The 17952-nt window shown below is 63.9% G+C and carries 16 protein-coding genes and 1 pseudogene; 8 read left to right on the top strand and 9 right to left on the bottom strand.

What is annotated here, in order from left to right; translation table 11 throughout:
- Positions 1 to 230: 230 nt before the first annotated feature.
- The 3 genes from N826_RS23825 to N826_RS23815 form a co-directional block, all read right to left on the bottom strand.
- On the bottom strand, positions 231 to 1268 hold the full coding sequence (locus N826_RS23825; protein WP_044432898.1) for a transketolase family protein: 1038 nt from the start codon (positions 1266 to 1268) through the stop codon (positions 231 to 233).
- Complete coding sequence (locus tag N826_RS23820) at positions 1265 to 2110, bottom strand: transketolase (protein WP_244619596.1); 846 nt, start codon at positions 2108 to 2110, stop codon at positions 1265 to 1267. Before N826_RS23820 ends, N826_RS23825 begins: the two co-directional genes overlap by 4 nt.
- Before the next feature lie 135 nt (positions 2111 to 2245).
- On the bottom strand, positions 2246 to 2995 hold the full coding sequence (locus tag N826_RS23815) for an SDR family NAD(P)-dependent oxidoreductase (RefSeq protein WP_044432894.1): 750 nt from the start codon (positions 2993 to 2995) through the stop codon (positions 2246 to 2248).
- 171 nt (positions 2996 to 3166) lie between these two features.
- Between N826_RS23815 and N826_RS23810 the strand changes: the two genes are divergently transcribed.
- A complete protein-coding gene (locus N826_RS23810; RefSeq protein ID WP_345769883.1) occupies positions 3167 to 4129 on the top strand; it encodes a LysR substrate-binding domain-containing protein in 963 nt (320 codons plus the stop codon).
- Positions 4130 to 4236: 107 nt separating this feature from the next.
- Here the strand turns inward: N826_RS23810 and N826_RS23805 are convergent, their stop codons facing one another.
- A complete protein-coding gene (locus N826_RS23805) occupies positions 4237 to 4833 on the bottom strand; it encodes a TetR/AcrR family transcriptional regulator (RefSeq protein WP_044432890.1) in 597 nt (198 codons plus the stop codon).
- A 246-nt stretch (positions 4834 to 5079) separates the two neighbouring features.
- Here N826_RS23805 and N826_RS23800 point away from each other — a divergent pair, with 246 nt between their 5' ends.
- The 6 genes from N826_RS23800 (at position 5080) to N826_RS23770 (ending at position 12987) form a co-directional block, all read left to right on the top strand.
- Positions 5080 to 5607 carry a (2Fe-2S)-binding protein gene (locus N826_RS23800; RefSeq protein WP_044432888.1) on the top strand — a complete coding sequence of 176 codons (528 nt, stop codon included), beginning with the start codon at positions 5080 to 5082 and terminating at the stop codon, positions 5605 to 5607.
- Positions 5604 to 6674 carry an FAD binding domain-containing protein gene (locus N826_RS23795; RefSeq protein ID WP_044432886.1) on the top strand — a complete coding sequence of 357 codons (1071 nt, stop codon included), beginning with the start codon at positions 5604 to 5606 and terminating at the stop codon, positions 6672 to 6674. The genes N826_RS23800 and N826_RS23795 overlap by 4 nt, the downstream gene beginning before the upstream one ends.
- Complete coding sequence (locus N826_RS23790; RefSeq protein WP_044432885.1) at positions 6667 to 8919, top strand: xanthine dehydrogenase family protein molybdopterin-binding subunit; 2253 nt, start codon at positions 6667 to 6669, stop codon at positions 8917 to 8919. Before N826_RS23795 ends, N826_RS23790 begins: the two co-directional genes overlap by 8 nt.
- Before the next feature lie 175 nt (positions 8920 to 9094).
- Entirely contained in the window at positions 9095 to 11158 is a 2064-nt protein-coding gene (locus tag N826_RS23780; protein ID WP_044432882.1) for a prolyl oligopeptidase family serine peptidase, read from the top strand.
- A 48-nt stretch (positions 11159 to 11206) separates the two neighbouring features.
- Positions 11207 to 11590 (top strand): nuclear transport factor 2 family protein, encoded by a 384-nt coding sequence (locus tag N826_RS23775; RefSeq protein WP_044432986.1) that lies wholly within the window; start codon positions 11207 to 11209, stop codon positions 11588 to 11590.
- Positions 11591 to 11781: 191 nt separating this feature from the next.
- Entirely contained in the window at positions 11782 to 12987 is a 1206-nt protein-coding gene (locus N826_RS23770; RefSeq protein ID WP_044432880.1) for an ABC transporter substrate-binding protein, read from the top strand.
- Between the two features lie 243 nt (positions 12988 to 13230).
- On the opposite strand, the gene N826_RS23765 is transcribed toward N826_RS23770, so the two are convergent.
- Positions 13231 to 13752, bottom strand: coding sequence for a YkgB family protein (locus tag N826_RS23765; RefSeq protein ID WP_052831949.1), 522 nt, complete (start codon positions 13750 to 13752; stop codon positions 13231 to 13233).
- Between the two features lie 127 nt (positions 13753 to 13879).
- Here N826_RS23765 and N826_RS23760 point away from each other — a divergent pair, with 127 nt between their 5' ends.
- Positions 13880 to 14356, top strand: coding sequence for a MarR family winged helix-turn-helix transcriptional regulator (locus N826_RS23760; RefSeq protein WP_169789410.1), 477 nt, complete (start codon positions 13880 to 13882; stop codon positions 14354 to 14356).
- A 75-nt stretch (positions 14357 to 14431) separates the two neighbouring features.
- Here N826_RS23760 and N826_RS23755 read toward each other — a convergent pair whose 3' ends face one another.
- The 4 genes and pseudogenes from N826_RS23755 to N826_RS45390 all read right to left on the bottom strand — a co-directional run.
- Complete coding sequence (locus tag N826_RS23755) at positions 14432 to 15271, bottom strand: type 1 glutamine amidotransferase (protein WP_044432876.1); 840 nt, start codon at positions 15269 to 15271, stop codon at positions 14432 to 14434.
- Positions 15272 to 15720: 449 nt separating this feature from the next.
- Positions 15721 to 16899 carry an HAF repeat-containing PEP-CTERM protein gene (locus N826_RS40440; RefSeq protein WP_169789409.1) on the bottom strand — a complete coding sequence of 393 codons (1179 nt, stop codon included), beginning with the start codon at positions 16897 to 16899 and terminating at the stop codon, positions 15721 to 15723.
- Between the two features lie 260 nt (positions 16900 to 17159).
- Positions 17160 to 17591, bottom strand: coding sequence for an FAD:protein FMN transferase (locus N826_RS45395; protein WP_282183078.1), 432 nt, complete (start codon positions 17589 to 17591; stop codon positions 17160 to 17162).
- Between the two features lie 29 nt (positions 17592 to 17620).
- Positions 17621 to 17952: pseudogene (locus tag N826_RS45390) on the bottom strand (IS1 family transposase); the annotation flags it as partial.

Genomic DNA, 17952 nt, shown 5'->3' with positions numbered 1-17952 from the left:
TTACTGGACTTGATGTCCTCCCTAATAAATGGAGGCGAATTTTTTATTTTTTGAAAGGCTTGTTAGTCTTGATCATCCGCACGACGCGGTGCGGGCACGGGATGGCGCAGGGGCCACGGCTCGTCGCCGACCAGCGGCCGCCTGTCGCTGAACGCGGGTACCGGCCTCACCACCGCCAAGGTGCCGGTCGATGGCGGGTGACCCTGGCACCTACCGGCACATCGATGAGCTTACCCGAGCCAGCCCTTGATGGTCGTCGTCATGGCCTCGGCCGAGATGCCGTAGCGGTCGTGAAGTGTCGGCAGGGCGCCGGCGAGCAGGAACTCGTCCGGCAGGCCGATGTGCCGGAACTTCGGTGTCACCCCGGAGCGGAGCAGCAGGCCGGCAACCGCCTCGCCCAGGCCGCCGACGACGGTGTGGTTCTCGGCGACCACCACCATGCGGCCACTGCGCGCGGCTTCCCGCAGGATCGTCTCGCCGTCCAGCGGCTTGATCGTTCCGACGTGCAGCACCGCCACGTCCACCTTGTCTGCTTCCAGCGACTTGGCGACTTCCAGGGCTCGCATGGTCATGATGCCGGAGGAGATGACGAGCACGTCGGCGCCGTCGCGCAGCATCTTCGCCTTGCCGATCTCGAACTGGTAGCCGTACTCGTCGAGCACCAGCGGCACGTGGCCACGCAGCAGGCGCATGTAGACCGGACCCTGATGGTCGACCATGGCGGGCACCATCTGCTCGGTCTCCAGCGCGTCGCATGGATCGAGTACGGTCATGTTCGGCATGGCGCGGAACAGCGCCAGGTCCTCGGCCGCCTGGTGGCTCGGTCCGTAGCCGGAGGTCAGGCCCGGCAGGGCGCAGGCCAGTTTGACGTTGAGGTTCTCCTCGGCAATGGTCTGGTGGATGAAGTCGTAGGCTCGGCGCGAGGCGAACACCGCGTAGGTCGTGGCGAAAGGTATGAAGCCCTCATGCGCCATGCCCGCCGCCGATCCCATCAGCAGCTGCTCGGCCATGCCCATCTGGTAGTAGCGGTCAGGGAACTCCTTGGCGAAGATGTGGAGATCGGTGTACTTGCCGAGATCGGCGGTCATGCCGACGATTTCCGGCCGGCTCTTCGCCAGCTCGACCAGGGCGTGGCCAAACGGCGCCGGCTTGGTGCGCTGGCCCTCGGCGGCGATCGAGGCGATCATCGCCGACGTCTTCAGGCGCGGCTTGGGACTGGCGCCTTCGTTGGTGTCAACGTTCGGGTGGGTGTCGGTGGTGCGGGTCATGCCTTCCTCCCGGCATCGAGGGCCTCCAGGGCCATCTGCCATTCGTGCTCATCGACGCGGATGAAGTGGTTCTTCTCGCGGGCTTCCAGGAACGGCACGCCCTTGCACATCCTGGTATCGCAGACGATCATGCGGGGTTTCGGCTCGGCATGGTCGCGGGCGGCGTCGAACGCCGAGCGCACGGCCTCGATGTCGTTGCCGTCGATGCGCTGGACGAACCAGCCGAAGGCTTGCAGTTTTTCCACCAGCGGCTCGAAGGCCATGACCTGGCTCGAGGGTCCGTCGGCCTGCTGGTTGTTGACGTCGATGATCCCGATCAGGTTGTCCAGCTTCCAGTGGGCGGCCGACATGATGGCTTCCCAGACGGAGCCCTCGTCCAGCTCGCCGTCGGAGAACAGGGTGTAGACGCGGGACGACGAGCCGTTGCGCTTCAGTCCCAGGCACATGCCGACGCCGATCGACAGACCCAGCCCCAGCGATCCGCCGGACATCTCCATGCCTGGCGTGTAGGCGGCCATGCCCGACATCGGCAGGCGGCTGCCGTCGCTGCCGTAGGTTTCCAGCTCCTCTTCCGGCACGATGCCGGCTTCGATCAGCGCCGCGTAGAGGGCGATTGCGTAGTGGCCGTTCGACAGCAGGAAACGGTCGCGCTCTTCCCAGTGAGGATCTTCCGGGCGATAGCTCATGGCGTGGAAATACGCCGTGGCCAGCACGTCGGCGATATCGAGCGCCTGGCCGATGTAGCCCTGGCCCTGAACCTCGCCCATCAGCAGCGCGTTGCGGCGGATGCGGTAGGCGCGTTCGGCCAAGTCCACGTTGTGTCCAAGTGGATTAGTTTGCACAATTATCTCCAGCATCGTCGGTGTCGGGCGCGGTCATGCGCGCGTGCATGGGCATGGGCACGGGGGCGCGGCCATAAGGCGTAGCGACACACGAGTGAGGTGACGGGGCGGCCGAGCAGTGCCGGCCACCGCTTCTTAGTGGATCAGCATGCCGCCGTTGACGTCGATGGTGGCGCCGGTGATGTAGGAGGACAGGTCCGAGGCCAGGAACAGGCAGGCCCTGGCGACATCCTCGGCATTGCCCAGGCGGCTGAGCGGAATGCCCTTGATGATTTCGGCCTTGAGATCGTCGGTGAGCTTGTCGCCGGTGATGTCGGTCTGGATCAGGCCGGGGGTGACCGAGTTGACGCGGATACCGTCCGGACCCAGTTCACGGGCCATGGCCTTGCCGAGACCCAGCACGCCGGCCTTGGCGGCGCTGTAGTGCGGTCCGCCGAAGATCCCGCCGCCGCGCTGGGCCGAAACCGACGACATGTTTACGATGGAGCCCGAGCGCTGCTTGCGCATCTGCGGGATCGCCGCTTGGCTCATGTAGAGTGTGCCGCGAAGATTGACGTCGAGCACCGCATCGTAGTTCCCAGGCGCGATGTCCATGAACTTCAGCGGCTGCGTGATGCCGGCATTGTTGACCAGCACGTCGATTTGTCCGAACTCGCCGACCACCCTCTCGACCGCGGCGATGCAGGCGTCCTTGTCGGTCACGTCGCAGGCGATGCCGCGATGGGCGTCGCCCAGCTCCGATGCAGCCGCTCTGGCCTGTTCCTCACTCAGATCGAGAATAATCGAGCGGCCGCCGTACAGGGCGAACAGTTTGGCGGTTGCCCGTCCGATACCGCGCGCAGAAGCGGCCCCAGTGACCACGCAGACCTTGTTAGCGAGAAGCATTTCCCACCTCGTTTGATATTGTGTATTCAGCGATTAAATCGCACATTTTACCGTGCAGTTCTCATATCTCATTTTGAGTACACTGGAGATTTGCTTTGCCCCGGTGCCGATCGCTGAGACAAAATGTAAATGCTTGTGGTTAATCTCTCAAACGAATAAAATCAGCTATTGATGAACTCAGTTCATGTGTCTGCTGCAATGCAAAACAGGATCTCCATCAAATCGATTCAAGCATTTGAGGCCGCCGCACGACTTGGCTCCTTCGCAGGTGCAGCAGAAGAATTGGCCGTCACGCCGTCCGCGGTAAGCCATCAGGTGAAGCTGCTGGAAGCGCAGTTGGGGATCGCCTTGTTCAACCGGGTCCACCGCGCCGTTGTCCTGACGGAAGCGGGCCGGCACTACGCCGCCGAGATCATCGCCGCCTTCGCCCGCATCGAAGCCGCCACGCGCAACGTTGCCGTAGCCGGCATCAGTGCCGTCATGACCGTCCATTCGACACCGAGTTTCGCGTCGCAATGGCTGATGAGAAGACTGGCTCAGTTCGGGGAGACGCATCCCGAACTGGACATCCGCCTGCATGCCTCCCTGATCCCGGTCGACCTCGGCCAGGGCGATGTCGATATCGATATCCGTTATAATCCCGGTCCACCTTCGGCCGGCAGCGTCATGGTCTCCTTCCCGGATGATATGATCGTCCCGATGTGCTCGCCAGCGCTGGCCAACGGAACCAAGCCGATCCGCCGGCCGGACGACCTCGCCCGGCACACGCTGATCCACTCCGAGGTCACGGTCCTGGGATGGCGCGACTGGGCGCGCCGGCATCGAAAGGTGCGGCTCGACCTGGAGCGCGGGCCGCGCTTCGACCGCTCCTTCATGGCGATCAGCGCCGCCGTGGACGGTCTCGGTGTCTGCCTGGACAGTCTGTTGTTGGCCGAACAGGAACTCCGGAGCGGCAAGCTGATCATCCCGTTCGCCGGAGACATCATGACGGTCCAGGGGCATGGCTTCGCGACGCTGCGTTCGAAGGCCGATCTCCCCAATATCAGGAATTTCCGCAAATGGCTCTTCGATGAACTGGCGGCGACCCACGACTGGGCCAACCGGTTTATTGCGACCGGGCTGTCGAATTCCTAGTTCATCCCGCTCGCCGATCGGCGGCAAATGGCCCTGCGGGCGGTCTATGGCGGCTCTATGGATCGACTGTAATGGAATCCGTGGGCCTTGCCTCCCCTTGACGCCGATCAGGGCGCCTTTCCGTCGGGCACCCTGCACAGCCCGTCGACGAAGACATCGACCAGCCGGAGTACGCTGGCCTGCCAGCCCGGCTGGTCGTTCATGTAGCACATGCCGACCAGGGCACGCAGAAGGTCTTCCGGACTGATATCGGCCCGAACCTCTCCGGCCGCCACGGCCCGGTCCAGCAGTTCTCGAACCGCCTTCGTCAGCCGGTCGAACGTATAGGCGGAGAGGTCGGAGGAGCTGTGCGCAACGATCGCGAGCGCTACCGACATGCCCTTCTTGGTGGCGACGAACTCCACGTTGGAGCGCAGCCAGATGCGAAGCGCTTCAGCAGGAGCCGCCTCCACCTTCAACTGCTCGGCCAGATTGGCGAGATGTTCGACCTCGCGGCGATAGACGGCCTCGAACAAGGCTTCGCGGGTCGGGAAATGCCGGTACAGCGTGGCGATGCCGACGCCGGCACGCCTCGCGACGGCTTCGAGGCTCGCATCGGGACCGCCGGCGTTGAAGACGGCTTTGGCAGCCTCCAGGACGCGCTCGCGGTTCCGAACCGCATCTGCGCGCGGCCTCTTCGCCGTCCTGCCGGAACAATCTTCCATTCTGCCCGCCTTCTTAACCTTCTTCGCCTTCTCCCCTTGCAAAACGGAGGAACCCTCCATATCATTTTTGCAGTGAGTACCGATGCAGGGCGCACTCGTTAGTAAAGCGCATCCCTGAAGATGTCCAACCCGCGGAAGGCTCCGCGGCATCGTCGTCCAGCGCCGGGCTGGCTGCGAACTCATTTACCCATACATACAGCATCTTGACGGTACCACAGCCTACAGAAACTCTCATCGGAGGACCGCATGAGCCTATCAGTTTCCCTTACCGTGAATGGTACGGTGCGAGACGTGGTGCTGGACGACCCAAGGGTTACGCTGCTCGATCTCCTCCGCGAGCGCCTGGACCTGACCGGAACCAAGAAGGGTTGCGACCGCGGACAATGCGGTGCCTGCACGGTCCTCGTCGATGGGCGAAGGATCAATTCCTGCCTCGCTCTTGCGGTCAGCCATGACGGCGCCGACGTCCTCACGATCGAGGGCCTCGCGCAGGGCGACGAACTGCACCCCGTTCAGGCCGCCTTCATCGCCCATGACGGCTTCCAGTGCGGTTTCTGTACGCCGGGCCAGATCATGAGCGCGGTCGGCCTGATCCAGGAAGGCCAGACCGGCGACGACCCGGAGCGCGTGCGCGAAGGCATGAGCGGCAATCTCTGCCGATGCGGCGCCTACGCCGGGATCACGGAGGGCGTCATCGCAGCGCAGAGAATTCTGGCCGGACAAAACTTGGCTGAGCAGAACTTGGCCGAACTCGAGCGGAAGCAAGTTGTATGAACATCTTCGACTTCGTCAAGCCCGCTACGATCACGGACGCCGTCGCGGCGGCCTCGGAACCGGGAGCCGCGTATCTGGCGGCCGGCACCAATCTTCTGGACCTGATGAAGGGGGGCATTACCCGGCCGACCCGTCTGGTCGACGTCAACCACCTCCCTGGGCTCGACCGGATCGAGCACCTGCCCGACGGCGGCGTGCGGATCGGCTCCCTCGTCCGCAATGCCGATCTGGCGCATGACCTGGACTTTGCACGACGGTTCCCGGCGGTTGCGGAAGCGCTGCTGTCGGGTGCGTCGCCCCAGCTTCGCAACGCTGCTACGGCCGGCGGCAATCTCCTCCAGCGGACGCGATGTGCGTATTTCTACGACGTCGCGAGCGCCTGCAACAAACGCCATCCGGGCTCCGGCTGCGATGCCCGTGGCGGCGAGAACCGGCTTCATGCCGTGCTGGGATGGAGCGAGGACTGCATCGCGACGCACCCTTCGGACTTCTGCGTCCCGCTCGTCGCTCTCGACGCCGTGGTGGAGATCGAGGGCAGGGCAGGGCGTCGTGAACTCCCGCTCGAAAGTTTCCATCGCCTGCCTGGAAACACGCCGGAGCACGAGAGCGCGCTCGAGCCGGGCGAGCTGATCGTAGCCCTGCGCCTGCCGGGCGACGCCGCCGGCTTTTCCGCGCATGCGCGCTACCTCAAGGTCCGTGAGCGCACCTCCTACGCCTTCGCGGTCGTGTCGGCTGCCGCAGCCCTGAAGCTCGACGGTGGAACGATCGGGGAAGCGCGGATAGCGCTGGGCGGCGTCGCCCTGAAGCCCTGGAGATGCCGGGCCGCGGAGGAGGCGTTGGCCGGTGCCGTTCCGGGCGCCGGCGTGTTCCGTGCCGCCGCCGAGGCGGCGCTTGGCGATGCCAGACCGTCCGGCGACAACGCCTTCAAGATCGAGCTCGCGCGGCGGGTCGTGACGCGCGCACTCACCCTGGCCGCAGCCGGAACGCCCGAGCGCGTGGCGGCACTGCCGGCCTCTCCCTTCGCATCAGGTACCGCATCAGGTTCGGGAGTTCATCCGCATGTCTGAGATTCCCCTCACCCAGGCTCCGGCTCATGTTCGGCACGGATCCAGCATCGGTCAGCCGCTCACCCGCCGCGATGGGATCCTCAAGGTCACGGGCGGCGCCCGCTACGCTGCCGACAACCACCCGCCTGAGATGCTTTACGCCGTGCCGGCGGTCAGCAGCATCGCGCGCGGCCGGGTTGCCTTCCTTGACGTCGCGGCCGCCAAGGCTCATCCGGGCGTGATCGAGGTGATGACTCCGGTCAACAGACCGCCGCTTGCCCAGGATCCGGACGTAAGGACCAATCCCTTCGCCTTCCGGCTCGACGTTCTGCAAAACGACAAGGTCCGCTACGCGAACCAGCCGATCGCGGTGGTGATCGCCGATACGCTCGAGGCTGCGACGGAAGGTGCGGCACTGCTGGCGCCCCGGTACGAGACCGAGCCGGTCCGCGCCGACCTCGACGCGAACGGGAGCTTCACCCCACCGACCGTCGGCGTCGGCAATCCGGCCGAAGCGCATCGGGGCGACGTCCACGCCGGTCTCGCCCAAGCCTCCCGGCAGATCGACGCCACTTACGAAACGCCGGCACAGTATCACAATGCGATGGAGCCGCACGCGATCGTGGCAGCCTGGGACGGTGACAGGCTCTCGATCGACATGCCGACCCAGGGTCTGGCGATGACCCAGGGGCGTCTGGCGGAACTGTTCGGACTGCCGGTGGAAAACATTCATATCCGCAGTCGCTTTCTGGGCGGCGGCTTCGGGTCCAAAGGCGGGGTGTCCGGACCTCAGGTCCTCGGTATTCTGGCGGCCCGCTTGACCGGCAGGCCGGTGAAGCTGGTGCTCAGGCGGGAGCAGATGTTCGGCCCCGTGGGCCATCGCGCGCCGACCCGGCAGACGCTGCGGGTGGGTACCGACGGCGATGGCGTGCTGACCGCGCTTTCCCACCACACGAAGACCACCTCCAGCACCTTCGACGATTTCTTCGAGCCGGCCTCCGACGTCTCGCACACGCTATATGCGAGCCCGGCCATCGCCACGTCCCATGAGGTCGTCCGGCTCGATACGGGTACGCCGCTGTTCATGCGCGCACCCGGCGAGGCGACGGGCTCGATCGCACTGGAGAGTGCTATCGACGAAATGGCGGAGGCCTGCGGGATGGACCCTCTGGCGTTCCGTCTCAGGAACTATGCCGAGGTCGAGCCGATTTCCGGCAAGCCGTTTTCCTCGAAGGCCCTGCGCGAGTGCTACGCTCAGGGCGCCGAGCGCTTCGGCTGGGCAGGGCGTCCCCTGGCGCCCCGGCAGATGCACGACGACGAGGGACGCCTTGTCGGCTGGGGCATGGGCACCGCGACCTTCCCGGCCCTGATGTTCCAGGGCAACGCGCGGGCCGTCATCCGCAGCGACGGCACCGGGATCATGGAGGCCGGGGCGCATGACATGGGGCAGGGTGCGGGGACCGCCTTGGCGCAGATCGCCGCCGACAGCCTTGGCCTTGATCTTGACGAGGTCGAGTTCAGGTCCGGGACATCCGACCTGCCGGACGCCGGGATCGCGGGCGGCTCGGCGCATACCGCAACGGCCGGCATGGCGATCCACGAAGCGGGCGCGGATGCGATCGCGAAGCTGGCCGACCTTGCGACAGGCGACCAGCGCTCGCCGTTGTTCGGCGCCGGGAACACCGGCGTCGTGGCGCGGGGTGGCCGGCTGTTCCGGCGCGACGACGAGAGCAGAAGCGAGAGCTATGCCGACATCCTGGCCCGCGCCGGGCTGGCGGAGATCGAAGGCCGCGGTAAAAGCGCTGCCGATCCTGCCGCACAATCATCCTACGCCAAGCATGCGCACGGGGCCGTTTTCGTCGAGGTCAAGGTCGATCCCGACTTCGGCCAGATCCGCGTGACGCGCCTGGTCGGTGCCTTCGCGGCCGGACGGGTCATCAATCCCCGGCTGGTGCGCAGCCAGTACTACGGCGGCATGATCTGGGGCATATCGTTCGCTCTGCACGAGAAGGCCGTGATGGACTTGCGATCCGGCCGTCCGATGAACCCGAACCTCGGCGAATACCATATTCCCGTGAACGCCGACGCTCCGTCGCTCGAAGCGATCCTGGTCGAGGAACACGATCCGCACGTGAACGCGCTGGGTATCAAGGGGGTTGGCGAAATCGGCATTACCGGAACGGCGGGCGCCATTGCGAACGCGGTCTGGCATGCGACCGGAAACCGGATACGGCAGTTTCCGATCACCCTCGACCGCCTGTTATAGATCGGCCTCCGGGATGGGCTGATCAGCCGATATCGCAACTACTGGAATCCTCCGACCGTTCTTTCCGCCCTCGGCAGCGCCGATAAAGCCAATGCCGTACTGAAACTCGTCAACCCGGCCCTTTCCGGTCGATCCAGCCGGTTCGGCCCCTTTCCTGTCGGTAGCGGAGGCTAGCATGCCCGAGATCATCCATCCCCGGACGCGCCGGATCGATGTCGTCGAGGAACATTTCGGCCGATCGATCCTCGACCCTTTTCGCTGGCTGGAAAACAATGCCCGCAGCGACCGACATGTGGCCGAATGGATCGCGCAGCAGAATGCCGTAACCCAGGACCACCTGGAAAGCTTGTCCGGACGCAGCGTATTCCGGGAACGCCTGACGGCCATGCTGAACCACGAACAGTTCAGCGTTCCGGTGAAGCGGGGAGGGCGGTATTTCTTCACCAGGCAGTCCGGCGAGGACAACCAGCCGAAACTCATCCTCCGCAGTGGTGAGGATGGGCAGGACCGCGTCTTGATCGACCCGCATGGCTGGTCCTCGGACAATGGCGACGCGCTGGCGGAATGGGCGCCGTCGGATGAGGGTGCGCTGCTCGCATACGGCGTGCAATCGGGAGGAACGGACTGGCGGACGATCAGGGTGCTCGATGTCGACACGGGCGAGACTTGGGGCGATGAAGTCCGGTGGGCGCGCTTCATGCAAATCGTTTGGGCAAAGGACGGATCGGGTTTCTTCTATTCGCGCTATCCCGAACCCGAGGGTGGCGCGACCGACACGGCCGGCGTCGCCAATCACGCGGTCTACTATCACGCGTTGGGAACGCCCCAGTCCGCGGACCGGCTCGTCTATTCGGATCCGGAGCGCCCGCAGGTGCTGCATCTGGTCGAGCGCACCGACGACGGCCGCTATCTCGTCATCTATTCCACGCCGGGTGCCGGCATGAATGCGCTGGCCATCGTCGACCTGACGGCCCCCGGATGGGTGGCGCGCAGATTGGTGGCTGGGCTCGATGAAGAGTGGTCGGTGATCGGCAGCGATGGCGACGTGCTCTTCGTCCTGACCAGCCAGGATGCCGAGCGGCGCAGGATCGTGACGCTCGACCTCGCCGACCCCGAGCCGTCGCCGGTCGAGATCGTGCCCGAGGATGAAGCCGTGCTCGCCAGCGCCGCCCTATGTGGCGGTCGTATCCTTGCCGCCTACCTGGTGGACGCCAGGACGGAGGTCCGCCGCATCAAGCCTGACGGGACGCCTGACGGCGTGGTGCGACTTCCCGGTATCGGCAGCGCCGGTGCCTTCGAGGGCAGCGGCAAGGACAACGAGGCCTTCTTCCTTTTCTCCAGCTTCGACACGCCGATCACCATCTATCGCTATGACGTGGCGGTCGACAGCTACGAGGTCTGGGCTCAGCCGCAGGTCGCCGCCGATCTCGACCGGATAGCGGTAGAGCAGCGCTTCTACCGATCGAAAGACGGGACCAGCGTGCCGATCTTCATCGTTCGCAAGCGCCACGCCGCCGGTCCCGCGCCGACGCTTCTCTACGGCTATGGCGGCTTCGGGATCAGCATGGTTCCCATCTACAATCCGATGCACATAGCCTGGATCGAGCAGGGCGGCGTGGTCGCGATCGCGAACATCAGGGGCGGCGGCGAATATGGGCGGGCCTGGCACGCCGCCGGCCGGTTCGAGAACCGACAGAACGCATTCGACGACTTCATCGCCGCCGGCGAGTTCCTCAAGAGGGAGGGGATCACCCCGGCGGACGGTCTTGCGATCCAAGGCGAATCCAACGGCGGCCTCCTCGTAGGCGCGGTCACGAACCAGCGTCCGGACCTCTTCGCGGCAGCGCTGCCGGGCGTGGGCGTGATGGACATGCTGCGCTATCATCGCTTCACCGGCGGCACGATGTGGATATCGGATTTCGGAAGTCCGGACGACGAGAAGCACTTCGCCGGTCTCCTTGCCTATTCGCCCTACCACAACATCCGCCCGCGCAGGGATTATCCGGCAATTCTCGCCACGACGGCCGATGCCGACGACCGCGTCGTACCCGGACATACATTCAAATACGTAGCCGCGCTGCAAGCCGAGGATCTCGGCCCCAAACCGCGCCTCGTCCGGGTGGAGACGCGCGCCGGTCACGGGGCAGGCATGTCGCGCGACAAGCTTGTCTCCCTTTATGCGGACCTATGGGCCTTCGCCGCCCATTGGACGGGCTTGAAGATCAGGGAGGTGCCCTGATCGACGGGTTGCCAAGCCGAGGAGTGCCTCATGAAGAAGGGGGAAAGCATGTCCGGACTCGCGCAGAACAAGGCGAACGTGATCGCCTTCTATGAGCTCATGTTCAACGACGGCCGGCCGCGCGAGGCGATCGAGCGCTATGCCGGCGACGAGTACATCCAGCACAACCCGCATGTGGCGACCGGCAAGGACGGCTTCATCGCCTATTTCGAGCGCATGGCGCGTGAGTGGCCGGGCAAGCGGGTCGAGGTGAAGCGGGCGGTCGCCGAGGGCGATCTTGTGGTGCTCCATTGTCTCCAGCACTGGCCGGGCGACCACGATTATGCGGCCATCGACATCTTCCGGCTTGATGGCAGCGGCAAGATCGTCGAGCACTGGGACGTACTGCAGATCCTGCCGGATGCTTCCGCCAATCCGAACGGGATGTTCTAAGGGGCTGGTCGCGGATGGGCTCCGTGCCGGCCGCGTCAGGCTCTTTTCCGCAGCTCTTTTCCAACGTTTGCAGGCCGAGGATTAGCCTGTAGATTTTTGATACAGCTAAAGAATTTGCATCGCACCAGCCGCTGTGCTGTTGACGGCATGCGACCTTGCAGAAGATCATCCGCCGTCGGGGAGGAACAAAAATGCGCAAGACTACTTTGGCTGCCGGCTTTGTATTCGCTGCCATCGCGCCGGTTTCGGCGCAGGCCCAAGTCTCTGACAACATGATCAGGATCGGCGTCCTGACTGATCTGTCGGGCATCTACTCGGACATCAACGGCGAGGGCTCCGTCGTGGCGGCGCGATTGGCGGCCGAAGAGTTCGGTAATGAACTGGGCGGGGCGCGGATCGAGATCATTGCCGGTGACCACCAGAACAAGGCCGACATCGCCGCGAACCTGGCCCGAAGCTGGATCGACACCGACAAGGTGGACGTTATCGCGGACGTACCCAACTCGGCCGCGGCTCTGGCCGTTCAGGGGATCACACGGGACAACAAGCGGATTTTCCTCATGTCGGGTCCGGGATCGACGGAGCTGACGGGCAAGCAGTGCAGTCCCTACGGCTTTCATTGGACCTGGGACAACCATGCCCTGGCCGCCGGCACGGCCCGCGCCCTCGTCGAGCAGGGAAAGAAGAGCTGGTACTTCGTGACGGCCGACTATGCTTTTGGCCATTCCTTGGAAGCGGAAGCCTCCAGCGTCGTCAAGCAGTTGGGCGGCACCGTCGCGGGTGGTGTGCGCCATCCGCTCAGCACGCCGGATTTCTCCTCCTATCTGCTGCAGGCGCAGGGCTCGGGCTCCCAGGTCATAGCCTTTGCCAATGCCGGGGGCGATACCATCAACGCGGTCAAGCAGGCTGCCGAGTTCGGCATCACCCAGTCCGGCCAGAACCTTGCGGGCCTGTTGCTGAATATCAACGACATCCACGCGCTGGGCCTGGAAGCCGCGCAGGGATTGGTGCTGACGAACTCCTTCTACTGGGACATGAACGATGAAACCCGGTCCTGGTCGAAAAGGTTCGAGGAACGGACCGGGCGCAAGGCATCGATGAATCAGGCCGGCGTCTACTCTGCCGTACGGCATTATCTGAAGGCGGTACAGGCGGCCGGTACCGACGATGCGGACAAGATCGCCGCTAAAATGCGCGGAATGCCGGTCGACGATATGATGATGAAGAGTGTCTCGATCGGTGAGAATGGCCGCGTTCTCAATGACATGTATCTGTTCAAGGTGAAAACGCCGAGCGAGTCCAAGGGTGCCTGGGACTATTTCGACCTGGTCAAGACCATCCCGGCTGCACAGGCTTATATCGATCCGAAGGAGAGCGGCTGCCCCTTGGTGAAGTAGGTCCATGCTGCCGATTGTTGGGTGCGGGCGGCGGCGATGCGGTTGCGGCGGAAATGCTCGGGCCATTAGGCAATGCCTACGGGCGGTACGCCCGGCAAGATTTCCTTCGTCGCCGCGCCAGGGGGGCTCGGTTTCTGCAACGTACCGCCCGGAAGGCGTTGCCTTGGCCCGCTCTGGACTGCGTTCGATTTAGGCGAGATGACCATTACAGCATCGGGGGGAGTGTCCGATCATGCGATCCTCTCAAACCGGATGGCGCCTCTGCTTCAGGCGAGCAAGACCTTCACCGAGCACGATGATGCTGACGCCCAAGAGCGCAACATCCTTGATCAGGAACTGGCCGGTGGCGTTGAGCCATGGGAAGCCACCCAAGGACTCTTCCCAGATCGGCAGCGCGAACATGGTGGAAACGGTGACGGCAAAAGTCAGCGAGCCGAGCGCGCCGGCAGCCACACCCGCGCGTGCCGACCAGGGCGAGGCGGCAAAAAGCACTACGGTAAGGAGTTCGACGGTGCCGAGAAGGTATGACGCACCCGCCTCGCCGAAGACAGGATAAAGCCAGGCGAGCCAGGGTGTCCCGCCGATGAGGGGTTTGAGCGCGTCGATCTCGATTTGAGTGAACTTCAGGATGCCGATCAGGAAAAGCGGCAGGATGACACCGGTGAGCGCCAGGCTTCGACCTGCAAACATGAGATGCTTAGGCGGTTCCGTCCGGGAGAGAAGCTCGGCTGCGTCGAAGGCGGAGCGAGCGGAATCGTTTGGCATGAGTTTGTCCATAAATTTGTATGCGCGAAGCATATAAAACGATTAAAGGATTGATATGCATGCGTCAAGCATATAATTCTGATGAATGACCCATGATAGAACTGCGAATATCGTCGGGGCGCTCGCCTTGGCCGTCGTTGACACCCTGCTCCGCGAAGCTCAGGCCAAGGCGCCCGAACCGGGACCTGCGGCGGCCGCCATATCGCTGCTCGCTCACGAGCCGGGCATGTCGATCGACCGGCTGCGGCGGGCACTTGGTCTCTCGCATCCGGGTGCGGTGCGTTTGATCGACCGTCTCGCGGCGGAAGGGGTCGTGATCCGGGAAACCTCCGAGCGAGATCGCCGCGCCGTTGCGCTCAACCTGACCGAGATGGGCCGAACGACCTGCGCGAACATTCGAGCCGCGCGGATGGGCACCCTCGACAAACTGCTTGGTTTGCTCGATGTCGACGAGCGTGCCACTCTGGGCATTCTGGCCGAGAAGCTGCTGATCGGTATTGTCGAGAGCGAGGATCATGCTTACTCGGTCTGTCGTCTTTGCGACGAGGGCGCATGCGCGAACTGTCCCGTCGAAAGTGCGCTGAGGTCTGCCGGCGCGTCATGAAAGCGGCCTTGCTGCTGTTCGACGACTTCGCAAGTCTGGTCCAGGTCGACGTGACGATGCGCCCAGCCGGACCGGTCAGCGGTTTAGCAGACTGAGGAAGCTGCGCAGTTCGCTTGTGCGCTTTTTCGCATCGGTGATCTCGTCGTCGATCCCGATCCGCCAGGCGATGTCCCTGCGTGCGGCGTCGTTGTGCAACTCATCCAGCAAGGCTGCATAATCCTCGATGGCCGTGCTATCCCTCGCCATATCCTGCGCGATGAGGTCGTCCGCCTGGCGGCGCAGGGATGCGGCGATCTCGGCGATCGTCAGCTCTGGATGATACTGCACGCCCCAGAAGATCCCGTTCCGCGACCGGATCTCTGCGGCTTGGATCGGCGTGCTCTTCGTTCTTGCCAGAACGACGCCGCCTGCCGGCATGGTCCCGATGATGCTGGAGTGCATGGCCGGAGCATCCCAGACGACCGGTCGCCCGCGCAGGAGCGGATGGTCGCGCCCGGCTTCCGTTGCTGTGATCCCACGCGCGAACCCGGCCTCCATCGTCGTTTCACGCGGCTTGCACGTCCCGCCTGCCGCGACGGCCGCGATCTGGAGACCCGCGCACGATCCGAACGCCGGCGTTCCGGACTCGAAGACGTCCGTTGCGAAACGAGCGGCCGAACGGCTTTCCTCTGTATCCTCATGCATCTGGATCGGAGAGCCGGCGAAGAAGATGCCGTCATACCGACTGAGCTCCGGAGGTGAAGGCGTCCGCGAGCCATCGACGCAGGACAAGAAATCGATCGAAGCATCATCCGTGAGCGAGCGTACCGTCGAGGCATAGGTCTCGTGCGACGCGGCCCCAACCGACCGGCGGCGCGCTTCGGCTTGATCTGGCGTTTCACTGGCGACGACTAGAAGGTGAAGGGACACAGGCATCCAATCTCTGGCTATAGCGGACTTTGAGATGGGCGATCAGCACCGTACCGGAAGGTGTGCCGGTACGCGATTTGCCGCCTAACTCTACCTTTGTTGTAGATTTCTCAACCTTCCCATAAAGATAGCGTCCATATCGCGGTGCTCAACGGTCGAAGCCGATTTCCCGGCGGTCGGAACCTGATTCGGCCGGCCGGCACTGCCTTATGCGTGACCCTGTTTAAAATCGCCCTTGCCCGGCCGCTCATTGAAACGATCAGCACCGCTCGTCGCGAATAAGGAGTAGCGCACTGTCCGGCACGGCTGGCCCATCTAAGTCCCGCTTCCTGTGATGCACATTCGAACACGAGGAGAGCGCATGCTCATTCCCCTTCCGCTCCCGCTGCCGCGCCTTGGTGTGGTCACCGGCGTCGCGATCGCAACCTCCCTAGGCATGGGATTGGCGCTCGGCGTCACGACTGGCGTCGGTCTCGTCGCGCTCGATGCCTTGACCAGGAAGATGGAGAACCGGCAATGATCCACGTGGCTGCTCTCAGCGCGATCCATTTCTCAGCCGCGTTCGCCCTTGGTGCAAGCGCCGTGCTCTCCGTAAAAGCATTGTCCGACATGGCCGCGCCGCGTGTTCCACGAGTGCCGCGACGCTGACGCACGATCACGGCGGCGAGTAGGCCATCACCCGGCAATCGACAGATCGGGAGGCTGATCCCTAGCAGAAGCCATGTCTCGCGGCCGGAACTAGCACGGCGGCGCAGCAGACCGAATCCAACGACACCGATGCCGATCAAAGTCAGCGTTCCTGGTTCCGGCACCTCCGTCACCGCTACCGGCGTCAGCAGAAAACCGCGCTCCACGCCGCCGAAGCTGCCAGATCCGGTAATCTGGCCGGTGTCGTTGATCGCCAATCCTTGCCCGAGTATCCAACCCGATCCGGGAGGGATCATCCGGTTCAGATCCTGCATGCCGGTCGCCGGATCCCATAGGAACGCCCGGAGACCGACGTCGATAGTGCTTGCTCCCGTCACCTGGCCGCTGTCGTTGATGTCGTTGCCGAAGCTGGAAATGTTGGAGCCACCGAGGTTGCCGAGATCCCGCATGCCGATTACGGGATCCCACAGGAACGTGCGCGGGGGAACACCCTCGCTATCGTCCATTCCGGTTACCTGACCGCGGGAGTTGATCCCCAGCCCGATGCTGTTGGTGCCGCCGAGGGTGCCGAGATCCTGCATTCCGCCCACGGCGTCCCACAAGAACGCATGGGTCTGGAAGGACCCCGGGGCAATCTGGCTCGTTCCCGTAACTTGGCCCTTGGCATTGATGCGGTGGCCGGAGGCTTGGCTTCCTCCAAGCGTACCAAGGTCTTGCAGACCGGTCGCCGGATCCCAAAGGAAGGCACCGCCGTCACCTCGGCTCCCGGTTACTTGACCGTTTTCGTTGATACCCCTTCCGATGCTGTTTTCACCGGGAGTACCGAGATCCTGCATGCCGGTCGCCGGGTCCCATCGGAAGGCATGCATGAAGCCGGACGCCGTGACGCTTGCTCCCGTCACCTGGCCTTTGTTGTTGATATCGGCACCGAAGCTATCCGGCATGTCGCCGACAGCATGTCCGCCGAGCGTGCCGAGGTCGGTCAACGTATAGGCAGGAACGGCGAATGCGGGACCTGCAAGCATGGCAACGGGAGTTGAAGCGAGCATGCCAACGAAGAGCAGACACTGTAGGCGCATAATCGGCCTCCACGGATGATCCGTTCACTATCGCTGATCTCTCGGCACGTCCAAGCGTGCGACGTTAGGCACTGTACTTGAGGAGGTGCGGCTGGTCCGTCGAGTTTGCCGCCAGCTTGCCGTTGTTCGGTGATCGCCGGTGGAGCTTGTGTATTTGCCCAAGGCTCCTATCCGCACGATCGGGACGGTTCGTCCGCCAGGGTGATCCTTACCCCAAGGCCGGGTAGGCTGATGGCCATGGTTGACGCAAGCCGGCACGGCATCGCCGCATGAGCCGTCGAGGCTGTGTCGGCGGTGGTCGCATCCGGAGCGGTGACGGTCACTGAAACCGGCCGCGTCTCGCAGGCGCCGGTAAATGGATCGAAGATGTGCCCGAAACGTCCGGCGGGGTCGAACACCGTGGCCCGGCTTGAGGTTGTCGCCACGGCGATATCGATGCCGTCGATCGCTTCGTTCTTCCGCCTCTCATCTCCGTTCTGCACTTCCATGCGCCAGGGCCGCCCGCCCGGATGGCGGCTCAGTGCCAGTACTTCGCCCATGTCCACCAGCACGTCCGTCGTGCCTTCGGCCCGCAGACGGCCGGCGACGTGGTCGGTGATGTGAGGGTTTAACGGACTAATGTTGCATTTTAGGCAAATGGGAGGACTCCGCCAGATTGGATTGGCAACCTGTACATCTCGGGAGCAGCATCCTTGTTGACATGCAGGTGGGCGAATAGAGCGACCCGGCGCTCGATCATGGCGAGCGACTTGGAAACGACGGTGGAGCGGCGGCGCAGAGCCGCGGTCCAATGGCGTTGCTGACCATTATTGCGTTCCAGGCCGACCGTCAGCACCAACGGGTAGAAGACATAGTTGTCGGAGCAGAACAGGCATACTTTCCAGCGGGCGAAGCGCTCGAACAGCCGCCGGAAGGTTCGTTCGTCGCGAGCGCCGCATTCCCAGTCAACCAGCCGTCCGG

Source organism: Skermanella aerolata KACC 11604, assembly GCF_000936425.1.
Taxonomy (GTDB): domain Bacteria; phylum Pseudomonadota; class Alphaproteobacteria; order Azospirillales; family Azospirillaceae; genus Skermanella; species Skermanella aerolata.
Note: the sequence above shows the minus strand (reverse complement) of the source record. Positions and strands in the feature narration are given on the sequence as shown.